This is a genomic window from Paractinoplanes ferrugineus, from assembly GCF_016862195.1.
Taxonomy (GTDB): Bacteria; Actinomycetota; Actinomycetes; order Mycobacteriales; family Micromonosporaceae; genus Actinoplanes; species Actinoplanes ferrugineus.
On sequence record NZ_BOMM01000040.1, the window covers coordinates 49,913 to 73,330 of the forward strand.

Consider the following 23,418-nt stretch of genomic DNA (forward strand, 5'->3'; position numbering starts at 1 on the left):
CTCAGTCCGCCAGCGCGAGCAGCCACTCGGCGTTCAGCGCCACGTCCGGCCAGCGGTCGCGGGTGGCGCAGTAGCCGATCGAGCCCAGGCCGATGTGCAGCTGGTAGGCCCGCAACGCGACCGGGTCCGGGTGCCAGCGCCGCCCGATCGCCGCCTCGAGGTCGACCGCCGACCACTGCGGGTACCAACCCTGGCAGTAGAGCAGCCAGGCGGCGTCGTAGAGCGGGTCCCCGAAACCGGCGCTGCCCCAGTCCAGGACGCCGCGGATGCGGTCGTCCGCGGTGAGCACGTTCCGGGCCAGCAGGTCGTGGTGGATCATGCGGCGGTGGTCCGGCAGCCCGGGGACGAGCCGGCGCAGGGTGGCCAGGCCGCGTTCGAACGGTTCGAGCCCGACGTCGGAGGCGGCCAGGGCGGCCCGCCAGCCCGGCACGCGCGGCGTCTCCCGGTCGACCGCGAGCAGATGTTCCGGCCACGAACGGGCGGGAGCCACCCGGAACTCGTCCCAGACGCCGTAACCGCGGCCACCGATGTCGATGCGGCTGATCGCGTCCATCACGTCGAACAGGTCGGGCAGGACGGCGGCGAAAGCGGTCGCGTCCAGGTCGTCGAGCGCCGTGCCGGTCAACCGCTGCGACACGGCGTACGCCCATCCGTCGATCTCGCCGCGGACCGTGACCCGCGGCACCGGCAGCGTGCCGCCCACGACCGCGCCGACGGCCTCGTCCTTGGCGAAGTCCCCGCCGTGCCGGCTGACCCGCAGCACCATGGCGCGCCCGGCGACGGTGATCGCGTACGCCGTGGACCACGCCCCGGCGGCCAACGGTTCCGGAGTGCCCGCCTCGCGCAACACGGCACGGGCGAGGTGCCCGGCCACCTGATCGGGATGCGCCATGCTGGTCACCGCGGGCTAAGCCGGATCGCCCGGGCGCCGGCCGCCCACGCCCGCCGCAGGTCGTCGGGATCGGGCCGGCCGCGCTCGTCGTAGCCGATCCGGTTGAACCGGGCGAATTCCCGGTTGCCGCGCAAGATGACGGCGTAATCCTCGATCACCCGGGCCTCGTCGGTGCGCACCTCGACGTCGGCCAGCCGGCGCCGGCCCTTGAGCCGGACCTCCACCGCAACCCCGGTCCGCAGGTTCCGTCCCCAGGGGGACGACGTCCCGATGAGCAGGATGCCCGCGTGTTCTGTGTATGCGACCGGCACGGTGTAGCGCTTGCCCGACTTGCGGCCGACCACATAAAGGGTGATCAGGCCGCTACCGATGCCGCGGGACAGCAGTGGTGCCCGGAGCAGCCCGCGCACGATCCAGTTGGTCGCCCCCTGGAAGGCGAGGGTCCGCGCTCCACCGCCCGCCTCATCCGCCATCGGCCCACCCTCCCGTACGTCCGAAGCCGTCGCAAGCAGGCTCACTATGCTCGGCGGCGTGCCGAAGACCACACCCCTGCCGAGTTGCTCCCGGTGAGGCGGCCCGCCGCGCCCACGCTGGACGGACCGCGGGCCGAGAGGTGGCGGGCGGCGGCCGCGCCCTGGTGGGCCCTGCGCATCGCGCTGCTCCTCGGGTGGGTCAGCGCCTGCGCCGTCGCGGTGATCACGGACCGGACGTCCTGCACCCCGCTGGATCCCGGTGTCTGCGGGCCCGATCTGCCCTTCGCGGTGTCGATCGTCGTCCTGGTGGCCACCCCGGTCCTGGTGTGGTGGCTGCCGTTGGCCGGCTGCGCCTCGGGAATCCTGTTCGCCGTCCTGGACCTGATCTACGACGACCTCCGGGCCGCTCATCTGGCGTTCGCGGCGCACGCCCTGCTCTGCGCGGGCATCGCGGCCTGGCTGGTCGTGGCGCACCGCCGGCAGGCCGCGATCGTGGCGGAGGTGGCCGGGACGGTCCGCCTGGACCCGGCGCTCACCGAACGGCTGCGGCCCGGCATGCCCGGGTGGGGGGCGCGCACGCTGTGCGCCGTCCTGCTGCTCATCGCCGGGATCGGCGGCCTGACGTGGTACGCGCATCGCACCGGCCAGGTCACCCGGCACGAGGCGGCGGCGGTGCGGATGGACGCCGTCGTCCGCACCGCCGACCAGGCCGAGGACGAGATCGTCGTCGAGGTGCCGAGGCCGGTACGGGTCGCGGTGCTCGACTCGTACGAGCCCGGCCAGGTCGTCCCGGTGCTGGTGGACGGCTCATGGGTGCACCTGGTCGCCGAGCCGGCGGACGTGACCGGCTGGCTCAGCGCCGGTCTCGGGGCCTTCGCCCTCGCCGCCCTGCTGCTGGTGCGCGAGCAGCGCATGCGGGTGGCGCGCCGGCGGCTGCTGAGCGGCCCGCTGCCCGCCGTCGAGCTGACCGCCGAGCCGGACGACCAGGGGCGCGCCGTGCTGCGCGACGGTCTGGCGGTGGTGCCGGTCATGTCGGCACCCCTGCGACTCGCGCGGCCGCACCTGACCGGCGAGGAGGTGGAGTGGGCCGACGGCTGGCCGGCCGAGCCGGCCGAGGATTTCGGGCGGGACTGGCGCGGCCCCGGCCACCGGGGCGAACCGCCGGTCGTGACGGTGGCCGGCGACCTGCGCGCCGGCGGCTGGGTTCTGCTGCTCACCGACTCCGTCGTGCTGCTGCCGGAGGCGCCGGTGCGGATTCCCCGGCGGCGCCCCGAACCGGCCGACGCGCTCCCCGGTGAGCCCGTACCGGTGCCGGCCGGCGGCGACGGGCCCGACCTGCCGGTGGTGCTGCGCCCCCGCGCGCGTGACCGGCTGCTCGGCGCGTTGTCACTGCTCGGTTTCGCCGCCGGACCCGCCGTCGTGCTCGTCGGCCTGCCCGACGACTGGTGGCAGACCGTCGTCGCGCTGTGGTTCGGCGGTTTCCTGACCTACTCCGGCTGGAGCCGGCTGACCTCCCGGGTCGCGCTGACCCGCGACGGGCTCGTGGTGCACGCGGGCCTACGGATCCACCGGGTGCCGTGGCAACGCCTGCACGGCGTGCGAGCCGACGACGAGGGCCTGTGGCTCGCCTGGGAACCCGACGTCGCCGTCCAGGTCAGCCGGTTGCCCGACCGCGCGGGCGCGATGATGATGCGGCTGCGGGAGCTCGCTCTCGCCGCCGGCGGGCCGGGCGGCCCGGCGAACAGCCGGCTCGGCGGCGGTCCGGCGGTTCTTGCCGGGTACGTGCTGGTGGCGCTCGCCGCCGTCTGGTGGGGCCGGCGTTGACCCGCGCCGTCCCGCTGACCATGCTCGTACGCATGGGGGACGGGGTGCGTCGATGGATTCCACCGGCCCTCGCCCGGCCGGGCCCGACCGGCATTCTGCTTGCCTGGACCGGCGCGCTGCTCGCCTGGACGGCGCTGGCGACACCGCTGAGCGTCACGATCGGCGAGTATTTCGCCTACTACGACCCGCAGTCCGACCCGGAACGGCTGGCATATCACCGCGACCTGGCGGCGCACGTCTACACGGCCGGGCACTGGCTCGGCCAGCTCCTCGCGGCGCTCGCCGGTGCCTGGCTGGTCACCCGCCGGCCCGGCCCGGCGACGATGCTGCGGGTGGCCCTGGCCGGCGGGTTGCTCGGCCTGTTCACCGGCGTGGTGGCGATCCTCGCCGGCCGCCCCGCCATGCACAGCAACGGATATCCGAGCGTGGCGCCCGACCCGACGATGCTCTCCGACCCGGCCGTGCGCTGGTGCCTGCTGTCGAGCCTGGCGTGTTTCCCGCTGTGGGCGCTCCTCGGAGCGGCCGTCGGCCGGTTGGCGCGCAGGCGGGCGTTGCTCGCCACCGTCGCCGTGATGCTGGCCCAGCCCGCCACGCTCCTGCTGGTAGTGGGGATCGCCGCGCCCCCGTCGAGCCATCCGTTCGCGGTGGCGATGATCGTCGACGACAGCCGGCTCGCCGGCCTGATGCCGTTCGTCGTGCTGGCCTGGGTCGCCCTGGCCACCGCCGGGGCAGCGATCGTGAGCCGGCGCCGGCTCTCGTGACGGCGGCCCGCTCAGCGGCGCCTCGCTCAGCGGCGGCGGCTTGCTCAGCGGCCGGTTACCGGGGTGGCGGTGCAGTGCGCGTCGGCCCGGTCCACCACCAGGTCTTCCGGCGTCGGATAGCGGCGGTGCATCGCGGCCAGGACGTGGTCGCAGGCGATGCGGCTGAACGGCGTGTCGCGCATCCGGGCGACCGAAGCCCGCACGGTCGCGGCGAACTCGGCCGGCCAGCGAACCTCGTTCAGTGCCTTGACGGTGTTGTCGTCCCGGTCGACCAGCACGATCCGCACGATCGGGTCGTCGGCGACGTCCGGCACCCCGTCCTCCTCGGCGGAGGCGTGCGGCGTGTAGGCGATCTGCGACCACGACAGGATGGGCCCGAGCCGGTAGACGAGTATGCCGACGTGTTCGCCGTCGACCCACGCGAACCGCGTCGGAGTCGCCGTCACGGCGTCGATCTCCAGCGCGTGCGGGCGACTTATGAAAATCATCAGCTGCGCCGGCTCGCCGGCGAACATCGTGAGGGCAGCGCCCTCCGGATAGTTGACGTACGGCTCAAGCCGGCTACCGACCTCAACGATCGAGTGCACCCCGCCAGCCTAGCCGCGAAATGTCGGCTTCGCGGCTGATTGTTCATCTCATCCCCGCCCGCCACTCCCCCGCCGCGGCACCATCGACGAGCACAATTCGACGTGCTGCTCCAACGGGACGGGATGCCTCCATGACGACGGTTCTGCTCATCCACGGCGGGCTCTGGGAAGAAATGAACGCCGAACGCTTCTGGCACCGGCCCGGCATCGTCGCCGGGCTGCAGCGCCACGGCGTCGAGGTGCTCGCGCCCACCCGCCTCCGCCGGGCCCGCAGCTGGGCCTCCGAAGCGCAGCACCTGACGACCCTGCTGCCGGACCACCCGGTCACCGTGGTCGCCGGTTCGAACGGGTGCTCAGCCGCCATCCGCCTCGTCCGTACCCTCGGCCTCACCGAGCCCGACCGGTTCGATCGACTGCTGCTGGCCTGGCCCGCCACGGCCGGCGACGCCCAGGTCGACGCCCGCACCCGCCTGGGCCTGGCCGAACTCGGCGCTGAACCGGATGTCCTCGACGCCCTGCTGGCGGGCCGAACCCTCCGCGGCACCACCGACGACGAACTCGCCTCGATCACCATGCCGGTCGGCGTGCTTGGTTCGGTCCCGGAGAATCCGTACCACCAGCGCCGCACGGTCGACGCACTGTTACGCATCTTGCCGTCGGCAACCGAACTGCCGGGCTGCCCCGAACCACCCCACCCGGCCTTCCCGTCCCACGCCGACTCGCTCGTCCGCACGGTCGCCGATTTCGCGCTGACCTGACCGCCACAGCCGAAGCGGACAGCTACCGCCCCTTCGCCGCGTCAAGCGTCACAGTGATCTCCGACTTCAATATCGCCACACAGCCGCTCGGCAGTGTTTCTTCGATCCGATGGGCCTTCCCGGTGCTGTTCCGGATTACCTGTTCAAGTTCCTCGGCGCAGGTTGCATCTGCGTCATAAGGTGTGAACTTGAACGGGGTTCCGGCCTCGTCTTTCTTACTTCCCACACCACCATCGTGCGCGCTCCACGGCCCGTCACGGTCGGCAGCGGCAAAGCTCTTGGCGTCGCTTTCCCGGGCCCCGGTTCCCGCCACCGCGAAGAGGGATTCGCTTTTCTTTGTACTTGAAATAATGAACAATTTGTGGCCGGGCGCGAGCCCTTCGACCGTTCCGGAAAGGTCGAGCTCAGAGCCTGCCTCGATTCGCCGATCATCGATCGCGGGCACGTAGAAACGAACCTTGACGCCCGGCGCGGCGCTAGGCGGAGTGGTCGGCCCACTGGTCGGCCCACTGGTCGGCGGAGTCTTGGTGGCCGTCGATCCGGCCAGAAAGGCCAGCGTCGCACCGACCGCCGCCATCGCGACACCGCCGACAATGATGAGCAGCGCGAGGGCTGTCGCCCACATACCGATGCGGCCGCTACGACTGGCCTGGGCCCGCCAGAGCCATCCGAACAGGAGGACACCGGAGACGGCGAATGCCGTGCCGCCGGCTATTGCCGAATTGTGGTCAGCCTGCGCGAAGACCTGAGCGGCTGCCCAAGTCGCGCCGAACAAAGCCAACCATACGGCTTCGCCGATTACGATTTTCTTGCTTACGGGACGAATCTCGGCTGGTTCTGCGGAAGGATCTGTCACGTCGACGCCCTCGCTACCTGACATGCGTTATCGGCATTCCGGCATACTAGGCGCGCCGCCGACCCGAGGAAAGAAGGCGGTGGATATCTACCTCGGACGGCCATGTCGACATTCAGATAGCGAAATTATTGAACTCCGCCGATGGTCCGAACGGCCGATGCGCGATGCTGCGGGGAACCCCGCTCGATGATCTTCACCGCGCACCCTCGATCCCGAGATCCCACCCGAACGATGGGAGCTCGATGCCGCCGGCCGTCGAGGTGCCGAGACACTCGAGGACGTCATCCCGCCCGACGCCGTGCTGGTCTCCAGTCAGGAGCCGAAGCACGCCAGACGCTCGAGCCGGCCGGGCCCGTGCGCACCGACGCTCGCTTCAACGAAGTAACCCGCGACGAGCCCTTTCACGGCGACTTCCGGGCGCGCCGGCGCGCCTACGTCGCCGGGGCGGACCATTCGGGGTGGGAACGCCGCGAGCAGGTCGTCGCACGGTTCGGCACCGCGCTCCAACATTGGTACGTCCGAGCAGCCACCCGCCCGCTCGTCATCGCCACCCACGGCATGGCCATGACGCTATGGCCGGCCGATGCGGTCGGCCTCGCCGATCCCGCCGGTTTCCGGGACGACCTCCGCCTGCCCGACCTGTTCGAGATCAACCCGATCACCCGAACCTCGACCCGTGTGGTGGCTCACCGGGTTCCTCGGACCTCGGCTGACTGAACCCCTCCATCGATCGCCAAGCCGTCCCTTTCGTCGTCCCAGGCGACGGCGCTGATCCGCCACCCGGCGGGGAGGCGGACGAACTGCAACGTCTTCATGCCCCGCCCGGTGAAGGCCGCACCGTTCTGCACTCCGGCCTTCGCGTAGCTGCAGAAGTGGTGCGCGACATCGCCGAAGATCTCCGTGTGCCCGCGCAGTTCCCATTCCCGAAAATCGGTGAGCGTTCCGCCGGACAGCAATTCCCGGCGGGGTGCGATGAAGCCGTCCACGCCGGAGACGACGGGGACACCACCACCGGTCCGGACGATCACCGCTTCGGGCAGAAAAACCTGCCGAAGGGCGTCGAGCCGCGCGGTGCAATCGGCACCGGAGGCAAAGGCACCGAAGAACGTACGCACAATGTCCGCGATCGCGGCGCGGTCGTCAGCCACCGCCCGGTCCGGTCCCTCATCGCTCGTCACGGCGCCACGCTAGCGCGTACGGGATCAGGTTGCCTTTCGTCGCTCATCCGGGCGAGCCGTGACCGGCCGGCGCTTGCGGCATGAAACCCGCTCTCCACGGGTGCCCTGGATTGGAGCGCCGCGGTTAAGGTCGCAGGCATGGACCTCGACGCGGCAATCGAAAGCGTCGACTGGTCGTCGTTCGCTTCGCCGCCGTGGTACAGCCCGTCGGCGGTGCGTACGGCATTGGTTGGAATCACCTCTGGCCGGGTGGAGTCCGATGTTGCCTGGGCCGCGGCGGCGTTACAGGACGCCGTGGCGCATAGGCACTCCGGTTCGTTATCGCCGGCGGCGGGGCCTGCGGTGGATGTCCGCGGGCCGGACCAGCGTGAACCGGGACGCATTTCGGGTGCCGTGCGCCGGATCACCTCGTGGCGGCCTTGCGATCTTGCGGTCCTCTGCCGGACAGCGCCGCGACCAGCGGCCAGCACGCCTGCGCGCCGGCCGCGACGCGTTCCGCCAACCCGACTCGGCCACCGGCGCTCAAGGTGAATGCGAACCAGCCCACCAGGCCGAGCAGTGCCACTGCCGCGGCTACGGACACGACCGGTCGCAGCGCCACCGGACCACGGCCCCGGCGCCAGGCAAACGCCGGCCACACCGCGAGGGCCCCGAACGCCGCACCGGCGGCCACCGCGTGTGCCGGCGCCGATCCCGAGGCCGGAAGAGGAAAGCAGGCCACCAGAACCGTCGCCACACCACCGACACCGAGCGCGATCCGACCTGCCGGAGCCGCCCGGGACAGCCCCAGCGCAGTCACGCCGTGACAGACCCCCACACCCACCAGCGCCAAGGTCATCAACCACCGGTCGTTGGCATCGCGCGCCGCCAGCGAACTGATCGTCGCCACCGTGCTGTCGTAGCCCCGCGGCTGCCGCTGCGCAGCCACACTCCACCCACCGATCAGCACAACCGGGGCCGCCGCCGCCGACAGCAACGCCCACCACGGCGTAGACGCTCGCATGATCACAGTGTGCCGCAACCCCATGGCGACGTTCGGCTATCCCGCCGCGTGGCCGGCGAGGTGGCAACGCTGCCGCTTTTGAAGAGCCTCGCTAACATCGGGCGATGCGGCATTCGCGCATCACGAGAGCCTTGTCGATCATACTTCCGGCTTTGGCGCTGATTGCTGCCTTCGGAGCGTTCCTATGGCTGGGGCGCACCACCGACCGGATCGGCGAAATGGAGGTCGCCTACGTCCGCTCGGAAGCCAACCTCAGAGAATGTCCCCGACTATACTGTCAGATAAGTGATACCTATCGGGCCGGGCAACAGGTCATTATCGAGCGCGTTGTCAGCGGTGATCGTGTCGACGGGTCCGACGAGTGGCTCGAAATCCGTTACGGCTCGGCAACTCGATTCGTCCATCGCTACGTAGTCGAAGCGCCGTCCACGTCGCTGGGTAACACCGTCGAGGCGTTGTTGTCACTGCTTTCTCTAGTTGTCATCGTTCCGCTCGCGCTATTGCCGCGACTGCAACGAAGAATCGTCCGAGAAAACGATGAGGCCGCCACGGACGGCCTTCTGTTCGGCGCCGTAGCAGCCTTTGGCATAGCTACCGGAACCTTGGGTTTTGTCTTCAGCAGGAGCAGCGGAGAGTCACTGGCCTCCTTCTTCGCGGGCACTTTCGTGAACCTGGGTTCAGGTCTGGCGGGAGCCGCGGTTGCATTTGTGCTGTTTCAAAGCCTCTTGGCAAAACGCGCTGCGGGGTCCCGGCAGGTTGATGCTCTGTCGGCAGAAATCGACCGCCTCCGAATAGACGTTCTCAGTCAGGTAGGAGAGTTACGCGGCGAAGTCGGCAGAATCGCGGCGTCATCGGCGGCCCACAGGCCCGTTTTGCGGAAGTCACCGCTGTCAAAATTAATCGCGCGAGTGCGCGGGGCGCCCAGCAGACCGAACAGGTAATTCCCCGAACCGCAACGGTAATGTAGGCGCACGGCTATCCACCGGCCGGTCGACGATTATCGCGTTCGGCGCGTTTCGGAATGTGTAGGTGAAATCCACGACTGAAGTCTCGCCGCGGAGAAAGCCGGGGGCGGCATCGCTGAAAAGCTTGTGCGCTCGCGTTGCGGGCCGGGTCAGTCCAGCTGGATCGCGGGGCGCAGTCGCATCGTGGCGAAGCTGTCGTCGTTCGCGACCTCGGCTGCGTAGTGGGAGTCGCGGTAGGCGGTCGCGACGGTCAGCCAGGACAGGAAACTACCGGCGCCGCCGCAGACGACGCTTCCGCCGTCGCCACCACAGACGACATCGCGTATGGCCGTACGTTCCTCGCGGTAAGGGTCCTGGCCGATGTGTAGACCGAACAGATTCGGCTCACGGTGCGGGCCCGTCGGCGCCGACCATGGGTCGCTGCCGGGATTGCTGTCTCCCCAACGGAACAGGGTCGTCGCACCGGCCCCGCATGCATGCTCCCATTCGTCCGGTGTCAGGAGTCGCTGCCCGAGTCCGGCCAGCCGGGCGACCTCGCCCTCGTAGGAGGGAGTCTCGAGTAGCCACGCGGCTTCGACGGTCCAGTCGGGTCGCAGGATAACCCGGGCGGCGTTCGACCATTCGGCCTGCCGTGGCGCGGGTTCCGCCGCCGGTCGAGGCCGCTGCTGGAGACGATCGACGCGGCGCGCGACATCCGGATGATCGGGCGGCACCGCGACGGCACCGGCCTCGACCGCTTCGACGGCCACCAGCAGCGAAGGCAGCTCGACTGATCGCGGTCCGGCGGTGACCGAGTCGGTGAACTGCCGGATGTCCGCGTCGATGCCGTACTCGTCCGCGCTGTCGGCGAAGCTGGCCTGCTGTTCTGCCGTCGGCTCGAAACGGGCACCGTCGAATCCCACGTTCACCGGGCCACCCGGCACGAACGCGAACCGCTCGCCGCCCACGACGAACACCGCGACCGGCGCACGTCGCCCGGCATACTCGTGCGCTTGAACCTCGACCAGTTCGGCACCGGCTCGAACGGCGATCGACCGGGCAACCTTCGCGGCGGTGTCGGTACCGAGACTGAACCACTTCGCCGCGTCCATGATCACCGCGGCAGCCTACCCGGGACCCCGGTGCCGGCCGAGCGACAGAATTCGCACGACGGAGCGGAACATCGGCGATTCAGCGTTCGATGTGGCCGAAGAAGAGGCTGGCGGGCGAGTCCAGCTCGGGTGAGGTGAAGAAGTCCCGGATGGCGCCGATGAATTCGCCGCGGCTGATCCGGCCGTCGTCGTCGGTGTCGAGTTCGAGGAAGACGTTCAGCGCTTCGAGGTCCGAGACGCCCCAGGCTTCCAGGAACACCTTGTACTCCGGCTTGCTGATGGTGTCGTCCGCGTCGGTGTCCATCACGTCGAAGATCGCCTGCGGGACCGCTTCGGCCATGGTGAACCGGCTGCTGTCGGCGCCGGCGGCCTGGTTCGCGAGGACGAACTGCTCTTTCGACAGCCGATCGACGCCGTTCACCTGCCGCATCAGCTCCGACCAGTACCTCTGGTAGGCGGCTCGCAGCGCATGTGCCCGGGGGTCGTCCGTCTCGATGCCGTAGCCGTCCAGGTAGCGGCTGATCAGGCGTTCGTAGTCGCTCCAGTCGACGAATCCGTCCCCGTCGGTGTCGCTCGCCCCGAACAGGTGCCCCAGTTTCACGGCGATCGGATCATCAGCGCCATCGGTCATGTGCCCTGGACCTCCACATGCGTCTTTTGTCAGCAACCTACCCCAAAATCGGCGAGCGGACCGATCGTCGCACTCCGTACTCCGTCGAACCGGCGCCAAGGACGGCCGGGCGGCTCCTATCCTCCTCCGGTGCACATCGACCAGTACGCCTACTTCGCGCTGTTCAGCCGCAGCACCTCGGCGGCCGAGATGACTGCGATCCTCGGTATCGAGCCCGACGAGACCACGGTCCGCGGCAGTCGCCGCACCGAACCGTCGGCGGTCCCGGTCCGGCACGGCTGGAAGATCGTCTGCCGCGAACCGGGGTTGTGCGTCGACGAGCAGGTCGCTCGCATTCTCGACCGGCTCCGCCCGCACACCACGGCCATCGGCGCGCTGGCCAACCGCTTGGCCGCCGCAGATCAAGAATCCGGTGCCGTCCTGGAGATCGTGCGCTGCTTCCGCGGCGAGGACGCCGAGCGGCACGAGCACCGCGAGGACGCCCCGAACCTGTTCGGCTGGCATCTCGACCGGGCGGTTCTGGATTTCCTGCGGGCCACGGGAGCGGTCTTGGACGTCGACGAGTACGACATGACACCCGACCGCGCCGAGGACGCTGGTGTCTAGGCTGCCGGGGTGACCCAGGACCGCGTTCTTGTCTTCACCCGCACGACCGGTTACCGCCACGACTGCATTCCCGCGGCGGTTCAGGCGATGCGTGAGCTGTGCCCGGCCGCGGAGGTGACCGAGGACCCGGACGACTTCACCCGCGCCAACCTCGCCCGGTTCGCCGCGGTGGTCTTTCTCAACACCAACGGCGAGGTTCTCACCGAGGCGGCCCGGCCGGCCCTGGCGGGGTTCGTGCGGGCCGGCGGCGGCTTCCTGGGGGTGCATTCGGCGGCGGCCACCGAGTACGACTGGCCGTTCTACGGTGAGCTCGTCGGCGCGTGGTTCGACCAGCATCCGGCGGTGCAGCCGGCCACCGTCACGGTGGCCGACCCGCTGCACCCGGCCACCGCGGAGCTGCCGGCGGCCTGGGATCGGATCGACGAATGGTACGACTTCCGGTCGCGGCCCGACGCGCGAGTGCTGTTGCGCGTCGACGAGTCGAGCTACAGCGGCGGGCTGATGGGCGCCGACCACCCCGTCGCCTGGTGTCACGAACGCCTCGGCGGGCGGTCGTTCTACACCGCCCTGGGGCACACCGTCGAGGCCTACGCCGAGCCCGCGTTCCGCCGCCACCTGGGTGAGGCCCTGCGCTGGGTGCGGCACGGCGCCGAGTGAAGGCACGGCGCCGAGTGAGGGCACAGCGCTGATTGCGAAGAGAGCTTTAACAGCAGCATAAGAGTGACCTCCGACGCGGTTTCGGCGTGCCTCCGCCGGGTAAGCTGCGGCCACGACGGGGAGGTCGCTGTGCAAATGCTCGCGGGGCGCTACGGGTTGGGAGATGCTCTTGGCCAGGACGGCGGCGCCGTGGTGCATCACGGATTCGACACCGTCCTGCGACGGTCGGTGGCCGTCAAGTTGTTCTCGCCCGACGCGAGTGACGTGTTGCGCGAGGCGCGCACGGCCGCCGGGCTCGGCCATCCGAACATCGCGCAGGTCTACGACTACGGCGAGATCGGTGACGGTGGCACGCCGTACCTGGTGATGGAATTTCTCGATGGTGAGACCCTCGCCGACCGGTTGGCTCGCACCGGCGCGCTGCGCTGGCGCGAAGCCGCCCAGATCTGTGCCGGCGTCGCCGGTGCGCTGGCCGCCGCCCACGCGCAGAGCCTGGTGCACGGTGGCATCAGCCCCCGCACCGTGAAGCTGACCACCGACGGGGTGAAGGTCCTCGATTTCGAGATGGCCACCGCCGTGGCGAACTACGGCGTCGACGTCAGCGCGCTCGGCTTCCTGCTGTTCGAGTGCCTGACCGGCGCGCCGGCGCGACCGGGCGAGCAGTTGCCGCGCATCCTCGGCGCGCCGCGTGACCTCAGCCTTCTCTATGAGGCGTGCGCGACCGAAGCGGTGCCGGCCGCCTCCGTCGCCGAGGCTCTCCGGCGGATCGCCGGCCCTGTTCCGTCGGTCCGGTCCGCCAACCCGTCCCGCTCCCGGCGGCGGGCCGCGGCGATGGCTTCGGCCGCGGTCGTCACGGCGGTGCTGAGCATCCTCGGCGTGCAGCTCGCCAACGGCACCGCCACTCCGGGTGGACGTTCGGCGGAGGCCGCCGTCGAGGCTCCGCCGCCGGCCACGGCCGTGCCGGCCACCAGCAGCCCGGTGCGACCGACGCCGTCGGTCAGCGGCTCGGTTCGCAAGCCCGTCGTGACCAGCACCGCCCGTGCGCACAAGAAGGCTCGCGTCTACACCCCGCAGACGTCCGCGCCGCCGTCCGCCGCCCCGTCGGCGTCGCCGAGCAAAACGCCGCCGAGCGCGCCGCCCTCGACCAAGCCGACGCCGAAGCCGACGACCGACGACAGCACGCCGCCGGTCGAGCCGACCGACACCCCGACCACCCCGGCGCCCGAGGACACCCCGCCGGTGAACGGCGAGTCGATCAGCGGTTGAGGTGAGCGGCCAGGCCGCCGAGCTCCTCGCCGGCGACGACCACCGACCGCACGTTGACCTGGGTGGTCTCGACCCCGATCAGCCAGATGCCGGTCACCGCGCCGCCGTCGTCCCGGCGCGGCTCGCGGGTGAAGTCGAACAGCGCCCGGCCGGCCGGGACGTCCCGCGCGGTGCGCGATTCGCCGGTGCCCCGGACGTGGTCCAGCAGCTCGGTGACGGCGCCGCCCGGTTCCGGCCCGACGGCGTCGAGGAACGCCTGGTTGGCCGCCTCGATCCGGTGGCCGGGTTCGACCAGCACCGCGAAGACGACAGTGGACTGCCCGAACAGCGCCCGCTGGTCCACATCTGCTGCAGTCACGGCCAAGAGACTGATTGGGTGGCGGCACCGGGGGAACGTCAGGCCACGTCGAACACGGCACGCTGGGCGAGCACGTAGGCGATGTCGCCGCGATAGAACTCGTCGTGACCGGCTTCGATGTGCCCGGCGAAGGCCGCGTGGCCGGCGGCGGCCGCGGCGTGCATGAAATCGACGAGGGCGGTCAGCCTCGCGACCACGGCGTCGACCAGCCCCGCCCGGTCCGCGGCGGCCAGGCCGTAACTGTCGCAGAACACCCGCAACCGGACCGCCTGCTCCGCGGTCGTCCCGAAGCCGTCCAGGTGGCCGGGAACCGTCATCGGCACCCACCGGTAGGCCGCGTAGGCGACGTCCCACAGCCGCGGCCCGGGATGCGCGAAGTCGAAGTCGATCAGGCCGGCCACCCGGTTGCCGTCGAGCACACAGTTGTGCGGCGCGAAATCCCCGTGACAGATCACCTCGACCGGTTCGCGAGCCGGCACCTGCCAGCCGGTCCGCGGCGCGGTCGCGGCGTACTCGGCGGTCGCGTCGTGATAGCGCCGCAGCAGCTCCGCCGCGCTCACCAACGCCTCCGCGGAGGCGGCCGCCGGCGTCGCCGGATAATTCGACACCTCCCCCGGCAGAAAATCCAGGACCTCGAAACCGTCAGGCGTCACTCGATGTACGCGCGGCGCCTCCCGGAAACCCACCGCCGCCAGGTGACGCAGCAGGTCGTGGACGTGCGGCGACCACGGACCGGTCGGCCGGCGCACCCTGTTGCCGACCCGGACCACCTCGTTCACCCCGCCGCCGGCCAGGATCTCCGAGCCGACGTACACCCACGCGGTCGCCCCGGACGCCAGCGGTGCCTCGACGCGGTGGTAGCCGTCGACCTCGTAGTCGTCCGCCCGCAGCAGGTCGTCGTCGGTCACCTCGAGAGCCGCGCCGTCGACCGTGTCGGCCGGGTCACCGGTCGCCAGCAGGACCGGATGGTGGGTGCGCCCGCTGACCGCGATCACCGCCGGGTCGGTGATCTCCAGCGCGGCCAGCCGGAAGCCGACGATCCGGTCCGGCCGCGCGGCCGGCGTGCGACCGAAATTGGCTCGCTGCACGGCCGGATCACGGAGGGTTCCATAGGAGAACAGCAACGGCATGGTCAGCAGGCTATTGCCTCAGCCGGGCTGTCCGACAGCGATTTCGCGCGAGCGGAAGACGAGCGCGTCGTCCACCCGGTCGATCACCGTGACCTGACCGGGCCGCAGCTCGTCGAGCAGGATGCGGTCGGCCAGCACGTCCTCGACCTCGCGCTGGATGGTGCGGCGCAGCGGGCGAGCGCCGAGCGCCGGGTCGAAGCCGGTGGCCGCGAGGTGGCGCCGGGCCGCCGCGGTGACCTCGATGCCCATGTCCCGGTCACGCAGGCGCAGGTCGACGCGGGCCAGCATGACGTCGACGATGGCCCGCACGTCGGCCTCGGTCAGCCGGGGGAAGACCACGATGTCGTCGATGCGGTTCAGGAACTCCGGCCGGAAGTGCTTCTTGAGGGCATCGTGCACCTTCACCGCCGTACGGTCCTGGTCCTGGCCTTCGGGCTGGAAGCCCAGCGGAACCGCCTTGGCCAGGTCCCGCCCGCCCAGGTTGGTGGTCAGGATGAGCACCGTGTTGGTGAAGTCGACCGCCCGGCCCTGGGCGTCGGTGAGCCGGCCGTCCTCGAGGATCTGCAGGAGCGTGTCGAAGACGTCCGGATGGGCCTTCTCGATCTCGTCGAACAGCACCACCGAGAACGGTTTGCGGCGCACCTTCTCGGTCAGCTGGCCGCCCTCGTCGAAGCCGACGTAGCCGGGCGGCGCACCGACCAGGCGGGACACCGTGTGCCGGTCGTGGAACTCGGACATGTCCAGGCGCAGGAGGGCGTCCTCGGAGCCGAACAGGAACTCGGCGAGGGCCTTGGCCAGCTCGGTCTTGCCGACCCCGGACGGCCCGGCGAAGACGAACGAGCCGGCCGGCCGCTTCGGGTCCTTCAGCCCGGCCCGGGTCCGCCGGATCGCCCGCGCGACCGCCCGCACCGCCTCGGCCTGGCCGATGATCCGCTTGTGCAGCTCGTCCTCCATGGACCTCAGGCGCGCCGTCTCCGACGAGGTCAGCCGCTGCACCGGGATGCCGGTCCAGCCGGCCAGGACCTCGGCGATCTGCTCGTCGCCGACCTGCCGGTCGCCCTCCGGCCGCGCGTCCGCCCGGGCGCCGGCCTCGTCGATCAGGTCGATCGCCTTGTCCGGCAGGAACCGGTCGGCGACGTAGCGGCCGGCCAGGGTGACCGCGGCGGTGAGGGCGACGTCGGTGTACGAGACGCGGTGGTGTTCCTCGTAACGGGGGCGCAGGCCCTTGAGGATCTCGACGGCCTCGGCCGAGCTCGGTTCGCCGATCGGGACCGGCTGGAACCGGCGGGCCAGGGCGGCGTCCTTCTCGAAGTACTTGCGGTATTCGGCGGTGGTGGTGGCGCCGATGGTCTGCAGTTCGCCGCGGGCCAGCATCGGCTTGAGGATCGAGGCGGCGTCGATCGCGCCCTCGGCCGCGCCCGCCCCGACCAGGGTGTGGATCTCGTCGATGAACAGGATGACGTCCCCGCGAGTGCGGCACTGGCCGACCACCTTCTTGAGACGCTCCTCGAAGTCGCCGCGGTAGCGCGAGCCGGCTACCAGGGCGCCCAGGTCCAGCGCGTACACCTGCTTGTCGCGCAGCTTCTCGGGAACCTCGCCGGCCACGATGCGCCGGCACAGCCCTTCCACGACGGCGGTCTTGCCGACGCCGGGCTCGCCGACCAGCACCGGGTTGTTCTTGGTGCGGCAGGACAGCACCACGGTGATGCGGTCGATCTCCCGGTCGCGTCCGACCACCGGGTCGAAGGCGCCGTCGCGCGCTCGCCGGGTGAGGTTCTCGCCGTACTGGTCGAGCAGGGCCGAGGTCGGCGGCGGCCCGGCGGCCAGGGCGGGATGTCCGGACAACAACTGCAGGACCTTCTCGCGTACGCGGGGAAGGTCGGCGCCCAGCGCGACCAGGATCCGAGCCGCGCCGCCCGCGCCCTCCCGGACCAGCCCGAGCAGGATGTGCTCGGGGCCGATGTGGTTGTGCCCCAGCTTGAGGGCCTCGCGCAGGGAGAGTTCGAGGACGTTCTTGGCGGCCGGGGTGAACGGCACGTGCACGCCGGCTTCCTCGTGGCCCTCGCCGACCGCCGCCGCGACCTCGATCCGGGCCGCGCCCAACGTGACGCCCAGCGCGCCGAGGGCCTGGGCGGCCACCCCGTCGGCCTCGCTGAGCAGACCGAGCAGCAGGTGCTCGGTGCCGATGTAGTGGTGGTCGAGCAACCGGCCCTCTTCCTGAGCCAGGACGACAACGCGGCGGGCCTGATCGGTGAATCGTTCGAACACGACAGTCACGTCCTCGCGGCGAGGCCCCACGCACCCCACCCGGTCGGCGCACGGGGGCGCGCTCAAGGGTGGTGTGCGCTGAGTCGGTGACTCTTGGCGTCGCTGCGGGCCCGCGTGGGGGGCTCGCCCGCTCGTGCAGGCGCGGCTACCCCCCGAACGTACCGCAGGAAATCTACGATGGGTTCGAGGGAGGGCCGTGATGACCGCTGCCGAACGCCGCCGCCAGGCCGGGGACCGTGCTCGCCGCCGTGCCGTACGGGCTCTCGCCGCCCAGCTGGGAGTGCCTTATACGGTCGCGGCCCGGCTGATCGCCGACCCGCACCACCCACCGGTGTTCGCCCGTCGCGAACAGCGCCCGTTCGAGGTCCGGGTGCGCGACACCCGGCAGGCCGCCGCTCCCCCGCTGGGCCGGGCCGCCCATCTGACGACCCGCTTCCCCCGCCTGCACACCACGGCGGGCCAGCTCTATCACGGCCGCCACCGGCGGCAGTTGCTGGCGATGGTCTACACGGTGGTGGCCCACGAGTCCCCGGACCTGCGGCCGGCGGCCGAGGAGCTGGCCTGGGTGGCCGACCTGGGCGAGGAGACCGCCGTCGACATCACCTGCGCGGCCCTCGACCGAGGGGCGCGGCTGCTGCTCGACGAGGATCAGCCCGGCCCCCTGCGGGGATCGCTGCCGGGCGCCCGGCAGACCCTCGACGCGGTGCTGCTGGCGGCGCACCGGTTGCCGACGCCCGGCAGCCGGATCGATTTCCACGGGCACACGGCCACGGTCGTCGGGGCCCGCTGGCCACGAAGCGGGCCGCCGACGGCATTTGAGGTGCGACTCGACGACGACCCGCGGGTCCACCTGGTCGAGCTCGGTCAGGAGCAGGAGCCGGCCTCAGCCGATGGCGCGGCTGCCCGATGACGGGTGCGCGTCGAGGAACGCCTCGACGCGGTCGGCCACCAGCCCCGGCGAGTGGACCGGAAGGTCGTGCGACGCCCCCGGCACGACCTCGACCCGGGCGCCGGGCATGACCCGGCCGAGGCGCTCCGCCACCTCACCGGTCCGGTAGAGCACGCTGCGCTCGCCGAGCAGCACCAGCGTGGGCGTGGTGATCCGGCCGAGCTGCTCGTCGGTCAACACGTCCGGCATCGGCAGCCGGCGGCGGAACCTCATGGTCAGCGGCAGCAGCGGCATCAGCTCGTCGGCACGCAACGTGGCGTTGCGCACCGGCCCGGCGAGCCGGTGACGCACCGGCCTCGGGGTGAGCCCGGCCAGCCCGCCGGCGATCAGCCACACCCAGAACCGCGCGCCGATGCGCCCGAGACCACCGGGGTCGAGCAGGGTCAGACTGGCCGCCCGGCCGGGAAACGCCAGCTCGTGGTGGAGCAGGGTCCACCCGCCGTAGGACATGCCGATCAGGTGGCAGCGCGGCACGCCCAGCCCGGCAAGCGTTTCGGCGAGAACGGCGGCGGCGTCGTGGGCGGTGCCGATCGGGCGGCTCTGCCGGGCCATGCCCGGTTCGCCGATGGGGTCGAGCGCGATCACCGGGTGCCGGCGGCCGAGACGTTCGGCGTACTGGTACCAGGTGACCGCGCTGCCGCCGGCCCCCGGCACCAGCACGACGGGAATCCCGTCGGGGCGGCCGGTGCGGTAGGCGACGGCGTCGCCGTAGCTGGTGGCCACCGTGCTCGGAACCGGTGGTTCCGGCCAGAGCCGGGTCAGCAGGGCGCGGTAGGCGGGGTCGAATCGTTGCCGGGCGCGCGCAGTGGTGAAGTCGCTGATCCGCTCGGCCGCTTTCATGATACGAACGTACCATGAAAGCGGCCGGGGTCAGTTCGACGGCGACGGCGAGAACGAGTAGGGCGGACCGGACGGCCCGAAACCGGTCCGGCCGGTCTCGCTCAGGAACTCGAAGGCGAAGCCGGCCCGCCCGTTCGAGCGGGCGTCACCCGAGGCGAAAACCCGCAGATAGCCGTACGACGGCTGGTGGATCTCCAGTTCGAGGGGTGCCGGGTGGCCGGCCGCGCACGTCGCGTTGCCCGCGCCCAGCACCGTGTCCCCGGAGTTGCCCTGCTTGACGACGACTCCGACGGTGCCGGCCCCGACGCAGAAGAACCGGAACCGGTAGGTGTCGGCGGGCATGTCGTTCAGGTGGTTCTCGTAGTCCGGGTAGACCACCCCGTTCGTCGCGTTGATCGAGGTAGGTGTCTTCGACCGGTCGGCGAGCAGGCCACCGGCCGCCCGCACCGGGTCGAGCTCGGACCCGGTCGGCTCCGGCATCACCGGCGGTCCCCCACTGGACGACGCCTCGGCCGGGCTGCCCGCGGAGTAGTCGCCGCCGGCGTCCGGGCGGGTTCCCAGACCCGCGCCGAGCAGCATCGCGGCCACCACGAAACCGGCCCCGGCCGAGACGGCGGCACCGCGCCGCCGGCGTACTGTGCTGCGGACCTTGGGCGCGCCCGGCGCGACGATCTCGCCGAGCGTGTCGCGACGCAGGTCCGCAAAACGTTTTCCGAGTTCGTCGGTCATCACGAGATCTCCTTCGGCGAGGTCGAGGTGGGCGGCCCGGCGAGTTGCCCGGCAAGCGACTGGCGGGCGCGGTGCAACCAGGACTTCACGGTCCCCGCCGGTACGCCCTCCCGTTCGGCGATCTCCGCCACGCTCAGGTCACCCAGGTAGTGCAGGACGGTCGCCCGGCGCTGGGTGTCCGGCAACGTGGCAAGCGCCGCGATCAGCGCCACCCGGTCCGGATCGGGCCCGTCGACCTGCGGCTCGACCGGACGCTGGCGGCGCAGGAAGGTGCGCACGGTGCGCTTGCGCCGCCACCGGCTGACCGCCAGGTTCCAGGCCACCCGGCGCACCCAGGCCACCGGGTCGTCGAAGCGGGACATGGTGCGCCACCGGGCGTACGCCCGGCAGAACGCCTCCTGGACGACGTCCTGAGCCTCCTGCCGGTCCCCGAAGTAGGCATAGAGTTGCACGGTGAGGTCGCCGTAGTGCGCCGCATACATCTCGTCGAAGGACGACGTCTCGTTCGGCACGACCGCCAACGCCTCCGGTCCCGTTCCGGCGATTGCTGTCACGCCCACTACACGCCCGGCCCGGCGCCGAGGTTGCACCCGACCGCCGTCCGGGCTGAGGGCTTTCGTCGGCGGGTTCGACTTTGTGGCGCAGGAAGTGTCGTAGCCGCCCCATCGTCCACTTTCGCTGATGGCTTGGTCGAGATGACCACGACCGCGCGGATCCCGGAGCCGTTGGCGACCGGCGACCGTCCGCTCTGGGACATGTGGCGCGGCGGCGGCCCCACCCGCACCCACCTGGTGTCCGGCTACGACCGCAAGAGCTGGCTGCCCGCCGTCACCTTCGATGATCCGGTCCGCGATCTCGGTGAGGACGGCGTCCAGCTGGAGCTGCGCTGAAGAAGCGTTGCCGACCGGGCCTCAGCGCCGAGCCGGGTCGGCGCTGAGGCTCGGCTACGAACGGCTCCTGCTCCCGCCCGCAGGATCGGTCCGGGGCTCAGACGTCGCGCAGGCGGGCCTTCTGCACCTTTCCCATCGCGTTGCGGGGCAGCGCCTCGACCACGCGGACCGCGCGGGGTCGTTTGTGGGCGGCCAGGCGTTCGGCGACGAACGAGATCAGGTCGGCCTCGGCGGGCGGGCCGGACTCGGCCACCACGAACGCGGTGATCCGTTCGCCCAGGTCGGGGTCGGGCAGGCCGATCACGGCGACTTCGCGGACGGCCGGGTGCAGCAGCAGGACGTCCTCGACCTCGCCCGCCCCGACCCGGTAGCCGCCGGTCTTGATCAGGTCGGTGGAGGCGCGGCCGACGATGCGGTGCCAGCCGTCGGCGGCGATCGTGGCCACGTCGCCCGTCGAGTACCAGCCGTCGGTCAGCGGGGCCGGGACGACCGCACCGTCGCGCAGGTAACCGTCGAACATGGTCGCGCCGCGGATCTGCAACTGGCCGATCGTGGTGCCGTCGGCCGGCAGCGGTGCACCGGACTCGTCGATCAGGCGGGACTCGATGCCGGTCAGCGGCAGGCCGACCGAGCCGGGGCGTCGTTCACCGGCCGAGCGGACGCTGACCGTGATCAGGGTCTCGGTCATGCCGTACCGCTCGACCGGGGCCTGCCCGGTCAACTCCGCCAGCGCGTGGAAGACCGGCGTGGGCAGCGGCGCACTGCCGGAGACGAGCAGGCGGGCCGGTTCCAGCGCGCGGGCGGCGGCCGGATCGGCGGCGACCCGCGACCACACGGTGGGCACGCCGAAGTACATGGTGCCGGGGGCCGCGGCGTACGCCGCGGGGGACGGCCGCCCGGTGTGGGTGAGCCGCCCGCCGATCCGCAGCGGCCCCAGGGCGCCGAGAACCAGGCCGTGCACGTGGTAGAGCGGCAGACCGTGGACGAGCGTGTCGGACGGTGTCCACTCCCACGCCGAGGCGAGCGCGTCGAGGTCGGCGGCGATCGCGGCGTGCGAGACCACCACTCCCTTGGGTTTGCCGGTGGTGCCGCTCGTGTAGAGGACCAGGGCGGGGCTGGTCGGCGGGACCGGCGCGGGGAGGACTGTCGAGCGCGCGGTGCGGGTGATCGGGACGACCGGGATGTCGGTGGCCGCCGAGTCGTCGGAGAGCAGCATCGTCGCGCCGGAGTCGCGGAGGATGTGCTGTCGTTCGAGGACACCGGCGTCGGGCGGGACCGGCACCACCGGCACCCCGGCGAGCAGGCCTCCGGCGACGGCCGCGACGGTGGTGGCGTCCGGCACGGCATCCACGGCCACGATCGGCGCGCCCGCGATGTCGGCGGCGATCGAGGCGGCCCAGCCGAGCAGGTCGTGCCGCGCGTACCGGCCGGACTGGGTGACCAGGGCGTCGTCGAGGTCTTCCGGGGACAGGAGGGCGGTCAGCAGCATGACCGCATCCTGACATGTCCCGGTCAGGCGACCCGCATGCGCTCGCACAGGCCGCGCAGTTCGGATCCGCCCGCGAGCCGCCTGGACCGTTCCAGCAGAGCGCGCGTGGTTTCCTGGGCCACCGCTGAGGTGTGCACGTGCTGGGGTGCGATGCGTTCGGCGGTGAGCAGGAATCGGATCGCCTCCTGGTCCTTGCGCAGCCGGGCCAGCGCCCGTGCCGTGTCGGCGTAGTAGAAGACCTGCCGGAAGCCGTACGCCAGCACCCCGGGGTTGGTGTCGCGGGCCACCTCGGCGGCGCGGCCCGGGTCGTCGCCGTCGACCTCGATGCCGATCCGCCAGATGCCGACGTTCGTGGGCCCGAAGTAGAGGGCCAGGGTGGTGGTCTCGCCGGTGTGCTCGGCCAGGGCGGCGGCCTCGGCGGCCCAGGCCCGGCTGTCGTCGGTGTTGCGGCGACCCCGGCTCGCGTAGGAGCACAGCAACCGCAGTGTGCCGGCCACCTCGGCGCCGCCCGGCCGATCGCTGAGATCGTCGATCGCGCGGGAGGCGATGGTGAGCGCCCGGTCGAAGGAGCCGCACGCGGAGGCCGCCCCGGCCCGCGCGTAGGCCGCGACGCCCAGCAGGACCGGGTCACCGGCGGCCTCGGCCGCGTCCCGGCACCGCTCGGCGGCCAGCCACGCGTCCGCGAGATGCCCGAGGTTACGCAGCACCGAGGAGGCGATGTGGGTGGCATTGATCAACATGGGCAGGGCCTCGCGGCGGCCCGGCCCGGCCGCGGCGGCGTGCAGGCCGCGCAACAGATCCGGGGTCAGCCGGGCCGCGCCGGCGTAGTCGCAGGCCTGCCGGAGCTCGTCGGTCAGCGTGAGCTGACCGGCCAGGGACGCGAGCGGTGGCGCCGCGACCGACGGCGTCTCGGTCAGATCGATGTCGACCAGGGCCTGCCGGATGCCGTGCACCGCGGCGTGGGCGGCCACCACGGCCCGGTCGGCGGCCGGCACGACGCTGCCGGCGAGCTCGGCCGGGGAACACTCGAGGGCGGTGGCGATGTCGGCGAGCATGAACCGGTTGTCGGCCGCCTGCCGCCCCCGTTCGATCCGGCTCCAGGTGGCGTGTGAGATCCCGGCGCGGCTGGCGGCGTGCCTGATGCTCCAGCCGCGGAGCAGGCGGCGGGCTTGGATGCGATCGCCGATGCTCGGGTCGGCGGTGAGTCGTGGCGTCAT

The 23,418-nt window shown here is 71.5% G+C and carries 26 protein-coding genes; 10 read left to right on the forward strand and 16 right to left on the reverse strand.

The window, feature by feature from the left end:
* Window position 1 precedes the first annotated feature (1 nt).
* Both Afe05nite_RS22375 and Afe05nite_RS22380 read right to left on the reverse strand, forming a co-directional pair.
* Window positions 2-892 carry a phosphotransferase family protein gene (locus Afe05nite_RS22375; protein ID WP_203819125.1) on the reverse strand — a complete coding sequence of 297 codons (891 nt, stop codon included), beginning with the start codon at window positions 890-892 and terminating at the stop codon, window positions 2-4.
* A gap of 5 nt (window positions 893-897) precedes the next feature.
* Window positions 898-1,365: a PNPOx family protein gene (locus Afe05nite_RS22380; protein ID WP_239118088.1), complete on the reverse strand. Its 468-nt coding sequence runs from the start codon at window positions 1,363-1,365 to the stop codon at window positions 898-900.
* Between the two features lie 93 nt (window positions 1,366-1,458).
* Between Afe05nite_RS22380 and Afe05nite_RS22385 the strand changes: the two genes are divergently transcribed.
* Both Afe05nite_RS22385 and Afe05nite_RS22390 read left to right on the forward strand, forming a co-directional pair.
* A complete protein-coding gene (locus Afe05nite_RS22385; RefSeq protein WP_203819126.1) occupies window positions 1,459-3,189 on the forward strand; it encodes a hypothetical protein in 1,731 nt (576 codons plus the stop codon).
* Entirely contained in the window at window positions 3,186-3,950 is a 765-nt protein-coding gene (locus Afe05nite_RS22390; protein ID WP_203819127.1) for a hypothetical protein, read from the forward strand. The genes Afe05nite_RS22385 and Afe05nite_RS22390 overlap by 4 nt, the downstream gene beginning before the upstream one ends.
* Before the next feature lie 44 nt (window positions 3,951-3,994).
* Here the strand turns inward: Afe05nite_RS22390 and Afe05nite_RS22395 are convergent, their stop codons facing one another.
* Window positions 3,995-4,537 carry a hypothetical protein gene (locus tag Afe05nite_RS22395; protein WP_239118089.1) on the reverse strand — a complete coding sequence of 181 codons (543 nt, stop codon included), beginning with the start codon at window positions 4,535-4,537 and terminating at the stop codon, window positions 3,995-3,997.
* Window positions 4,538-4,668: 131 nt separating this feature from the next.
* Between Afe05nite_RS22395 and Afe05nite_RS22400 the strand changes: the two genes are divergently transcribed.
* On the forward strand, window positions 4,669-5,295 hold the full coding sequence (locus Afe05nite_RS22400; protein WP_203819128.1) for an alpha/beta fold hydrolase: 627 nt from the start codon (window positions 4,669-4,671) through the stop codon (window positions 5,293-5,295).
* A 22-nt stretch (window positions 5,296-5,317) separates the two neighbouring features.
* On the opposite strand, the gene Afe05nite_RS22405 is transcribed toward Afe05nite_RS22400, so the two are convergent.
* Window positions 5,318-6,151 (reverse strand): hypothetical protein, encoded by an 834-nt coding sequence (locus tag Afe05nite_RS22405; RefSeq protein WP_203819129.1) that lies wholly within the window; start codon window positions 6,149-6,151, stop codon window positions 5,318-5,320.
* 354 nt (window positions 6,152-6,505) lie between these two features.
* Here Afe05nite_RS22405 and Afe05nite_RS22410 point away from each other — a divergent pair, with 354 nt between their 5' ends.
* On the forward strand, window positions 6,506-6,868 hold the full coding sequence (locus tag Afe05nite_RS22410; protein WP_203819130.1) for a histidine phosphatase family protein: 363 nt from the start codon (window positions 6,506-6,508) through the stop codon (window positions 6,866-6,868).
* Here the strand turns inward: Afe05nite_RS22410 and Afe05nite_RS22415 are convergent.
* Entirely contained in the window at window positions 6,838-7,299 is a 462-nt protein-coding gene (locus Afe05nite_RS22415) for a DUF4440 domain-containing protein (RefSeq protein ID WP_239118090.1), read from the reverse strand. The two genes, Afe05nite_RS22410 and Afe05nite_RS22415, sit on opposite strands and share 31 nt — an antisense overlap.
* Window positions 7,300-7,732: 433 nt before the next feature.
* On the reverse strand, window positions 7,733-8,332 hold the full coding sequence (locus tag Afe05nite_RS22420) for a DUF998 domain-containing protein (RefSeq protein WP_203819132.1): 600 nt from the start codon (window positions 8,330-8,332) through the stop codon (window positions 7,733-7,735).
* Between the two features lie 104 nt (window positions 8,333-8,436).
* On the opposite strand from Afe05nite_RS22420, the gene Afe05nite_RS22425 reads away from it, so the two are divergent.
* Window positions 8,437-9,273 carry a hypothetical protein gene (locus Afe05nite_RS22425; RefSeq protein ID WP_203819133.1) on the forward strand — a complete coding sequence of 279 codons (837 nt, stop codon included), beginning with the start codon at window positions 8,437-8,439 and terminating at the stop codon, window positions 9,271-9,273.
* A gap of 173 nt (window positions 9,274-9,446) precedes the next feature.
* On the opposite strand, the gene Afe05nite_RS22430 is transcribed toward Afe05nite_RS22425, so the two are convergent.
* Window positions 9,447-10,394, reverse strand: coding sequence for a hypothetical protein (locus Afe05nite_RS22430; protein WP_203819134.1), 948 nt, complete (start codon window positions 10,392-10,394; stop codon window positions 9,447-9,449).
* 73 nt (window positions 10,395-10,467) lie between these two features.
* Window positions 10,468-11,019 (reverse strand): EF-hand domain-containing protein, encoded by a 552-nt coding sequence (locus tag Afe05nite_RS43920; protein WP_239118091.1) that lies wholly within the window; start codon window positions 11,017-11,019, stop codon window positions 10,468-10,470.
* A 129-nt stretch (window positions 11,020-11,148) separates the two neighbouring features.
* On the opposite strand from Afe05nite_RS43920, the gene Afe05nite_RS43925 reads away from it, so the two are divergent.
* From Afe05nite_RS43925 to Afe05nite_RS22450, 3 genes are all read left to right on the forward strand, one after another.
* Window positions 11,149-11,625, forward strand: coding sequence for a DUF4279 domain-containing protein (locus Afe05nite_RS43925; protein ID WP_239118092.1), 477 nt, complete (start codon window positions 11,149-11,151; stop codon window positions 11,623-11,625).
* Window positions 11,626-11,634: 9 nt separating this feature from the next.
* On the forward strand, window positions 11,635-12,282 hold the full coding sequence (locus Afe05nite_RS22445) for a ThuA domain-containing protein (RefSeq protein ID WP_203819137.1): 648 nt from the start codon (window positions 11,635-11,637) through the stop codon (window positions 12,280-12,282).
* Between the two features lie 135 nt (window positions 12,283-12,417).
* A complete protein-coding gene (locus tag Afe05nite_RS22450; RefSeq protein WP_239118107.1) occupies window positions 12,418-13,548 on the forward strand; it encodes a protein kinase domain-containing protein in 1,131 nt (376 codons plus the stop codon).
* On the opposite strand, the gene Afe05nite_RS22455 is transcribed toward Afe05nite_RS22450, so the two are convergent.
* From Afe05nite_RS22455 to Afe05nite_RS22465, 3 genes are read right to left on the reverse strand one after another with little or no spacing between them, the layout of a single operon-like run.
* Window positions 13,538-13,906, reverse strand: a complete 369-nt coding sequence (locus Afe05nite_RS22455; protein ID WP_203819139.1) for a hypothetical protein — start codon at window positions 13,904-13,906, stop codon at window positions 13,538-13,540. The two genes, Afe05nite_RS22450 and Afe05nite_RS22455, sit on opposite strands and share 11 nt — an antisense overlap.
* A gap of 38 nt (window positions 13,907-13,944) precedes the next feature.
* Window positions 13,945-15,036, reverse strand: coding sequence for a phosphotransferase (locus Afe05nite_RS22460; RefSeq protein ID WP_203819140.1), 1,092 nt, complete (start codon window positions 15,034-15,036; stop codon window positions 13,945-13,947).
* 18 nt (window positions 15,037-15,054) lie between these two features.
* The gene (locus Afe05nite_RS22465) at window positions 15,055-17,304 is read right to left on the reverse strand and encodes an ATP-dependent Clp protease ATP-binding subunit (protein ID WP_203819141.1); all 2,250 of its coding nucleotides are present in this window, start codon (window positions 17,302-17,304) and stop codon (window positions 15,055-15,057) included.
* 199 nt (window positions 17,305-17,503) lie between these two features.
* Between Afe05nite_RS22465 and Afe05nite_RS22470 the strand changes: the two genes are divergently transcribed.
* The gene (locus Afe05nite_RS22470; protein WP_203819142.1) at window positions 17,504-18,214 is read left to right on the forward strand and encodes a hypothetical protein; all 711 of its coding nucleotides are present in this window, start codon (window positions 17,504-17,506) and stop codon (window positions 18,212-18,214) included.
* Here Afe05nite_RS22470 and Afe05nite_RS22475 read toward each other — a convergent pair.
* The 3 genes from Afe05nite_RS22475 to Afe05nite_RS22485 are packed head-to-tail and all read right to left on the reverse strand — an operon-like array spanning window position 18,188 to window position 20,367.
* Complete coding sequence (locus tag Afe05nite_RS22475; RefSeq protein WP_203819143.1) at window positions 18,188-19,093, reverse strand: alpha/beta fold hydrolase; 906 nt, start codon at window positions 19,091-19,093, stop codon at window positions 18,188-18,190. The two genes, Afe05nite_RS22470 and Afe05nite_RS22475, sit on opposite strands and share 27 nt — an antisense overlap.
* A 30-nt stretch (window positions 19,094-19,123) precedes the next feature.
* A complete protein-coding gene (locus Afe05nite_RS22480; RefSeq protein WP_203819144.1) occupies window positions 19,124-19,822 on the reverse strand; it encodes a hypothetical protein in 699 nt (232 codons plus the stop codon).
* Window positions 19,822-20,367, reverse strand: coding sequence for an RNA polymerase sigma factor (locus tag Afe05nite_RS22485; protein ID WP_275407501.1), 546 nt, complete (start codon window positions 20,365-20,367; stop codon window positions 19,822-19,824). Before Afe05nite_RS22485 ends, Afe05nite_RS22480 begins: the two co-directional genes overlap by 1 nt.
* Before the next feature lie 150 nt (window positions 20,368-20,517).
* On the opposite strand from Afe05nite_RS22485, the gene Afe05nite_RS22490 reads away from it, so the two are divergent.
* Entirely contained in the window at window positions 20,518-20,712 is a 195-nt protein-coding gene (locus Afe05nite_RS22490) for a hypothetical protein (protein ID WP_203819146.1), read from the forward strand.
* 97 nt (window positions 20,713-20,809) lie between these two features.
* Here the strand turns inward: Afe05nite_RS22490 and Afe05nite_RS22495 are convergent, their stop codons facing one another.
* Together Afe05nite_RS22495 and Afe05nite_RS22500 are read right to left on the reverse strand one after the other, a co-directional pair.
* Window positions 20,810-22,201, reverse strand: a complete 1,392-nt coding sequence (locus tag Afe05nite_RS22495) for an AMP-binding protein (protein WP_203819147.1) — start codon at window positions 22,199-22,201, stop codon at window positions 20,810-20,812.
* 23 nt (window positions 22,202-22,224) lie between these two features.
* Window positions 22,225-23,418 carry a helix-turn-helix domain-containing protein gene (locus Afe05nite_RS22500; RefSeq protein WP_203819148.1) on the reverse strand — a complete coding sequence of 398 codons (1,194 nt, stop codon included), beginning with the start codon at window positions 23,416-23,418 and terminating at the stop codon, window positions 22,225-22,227.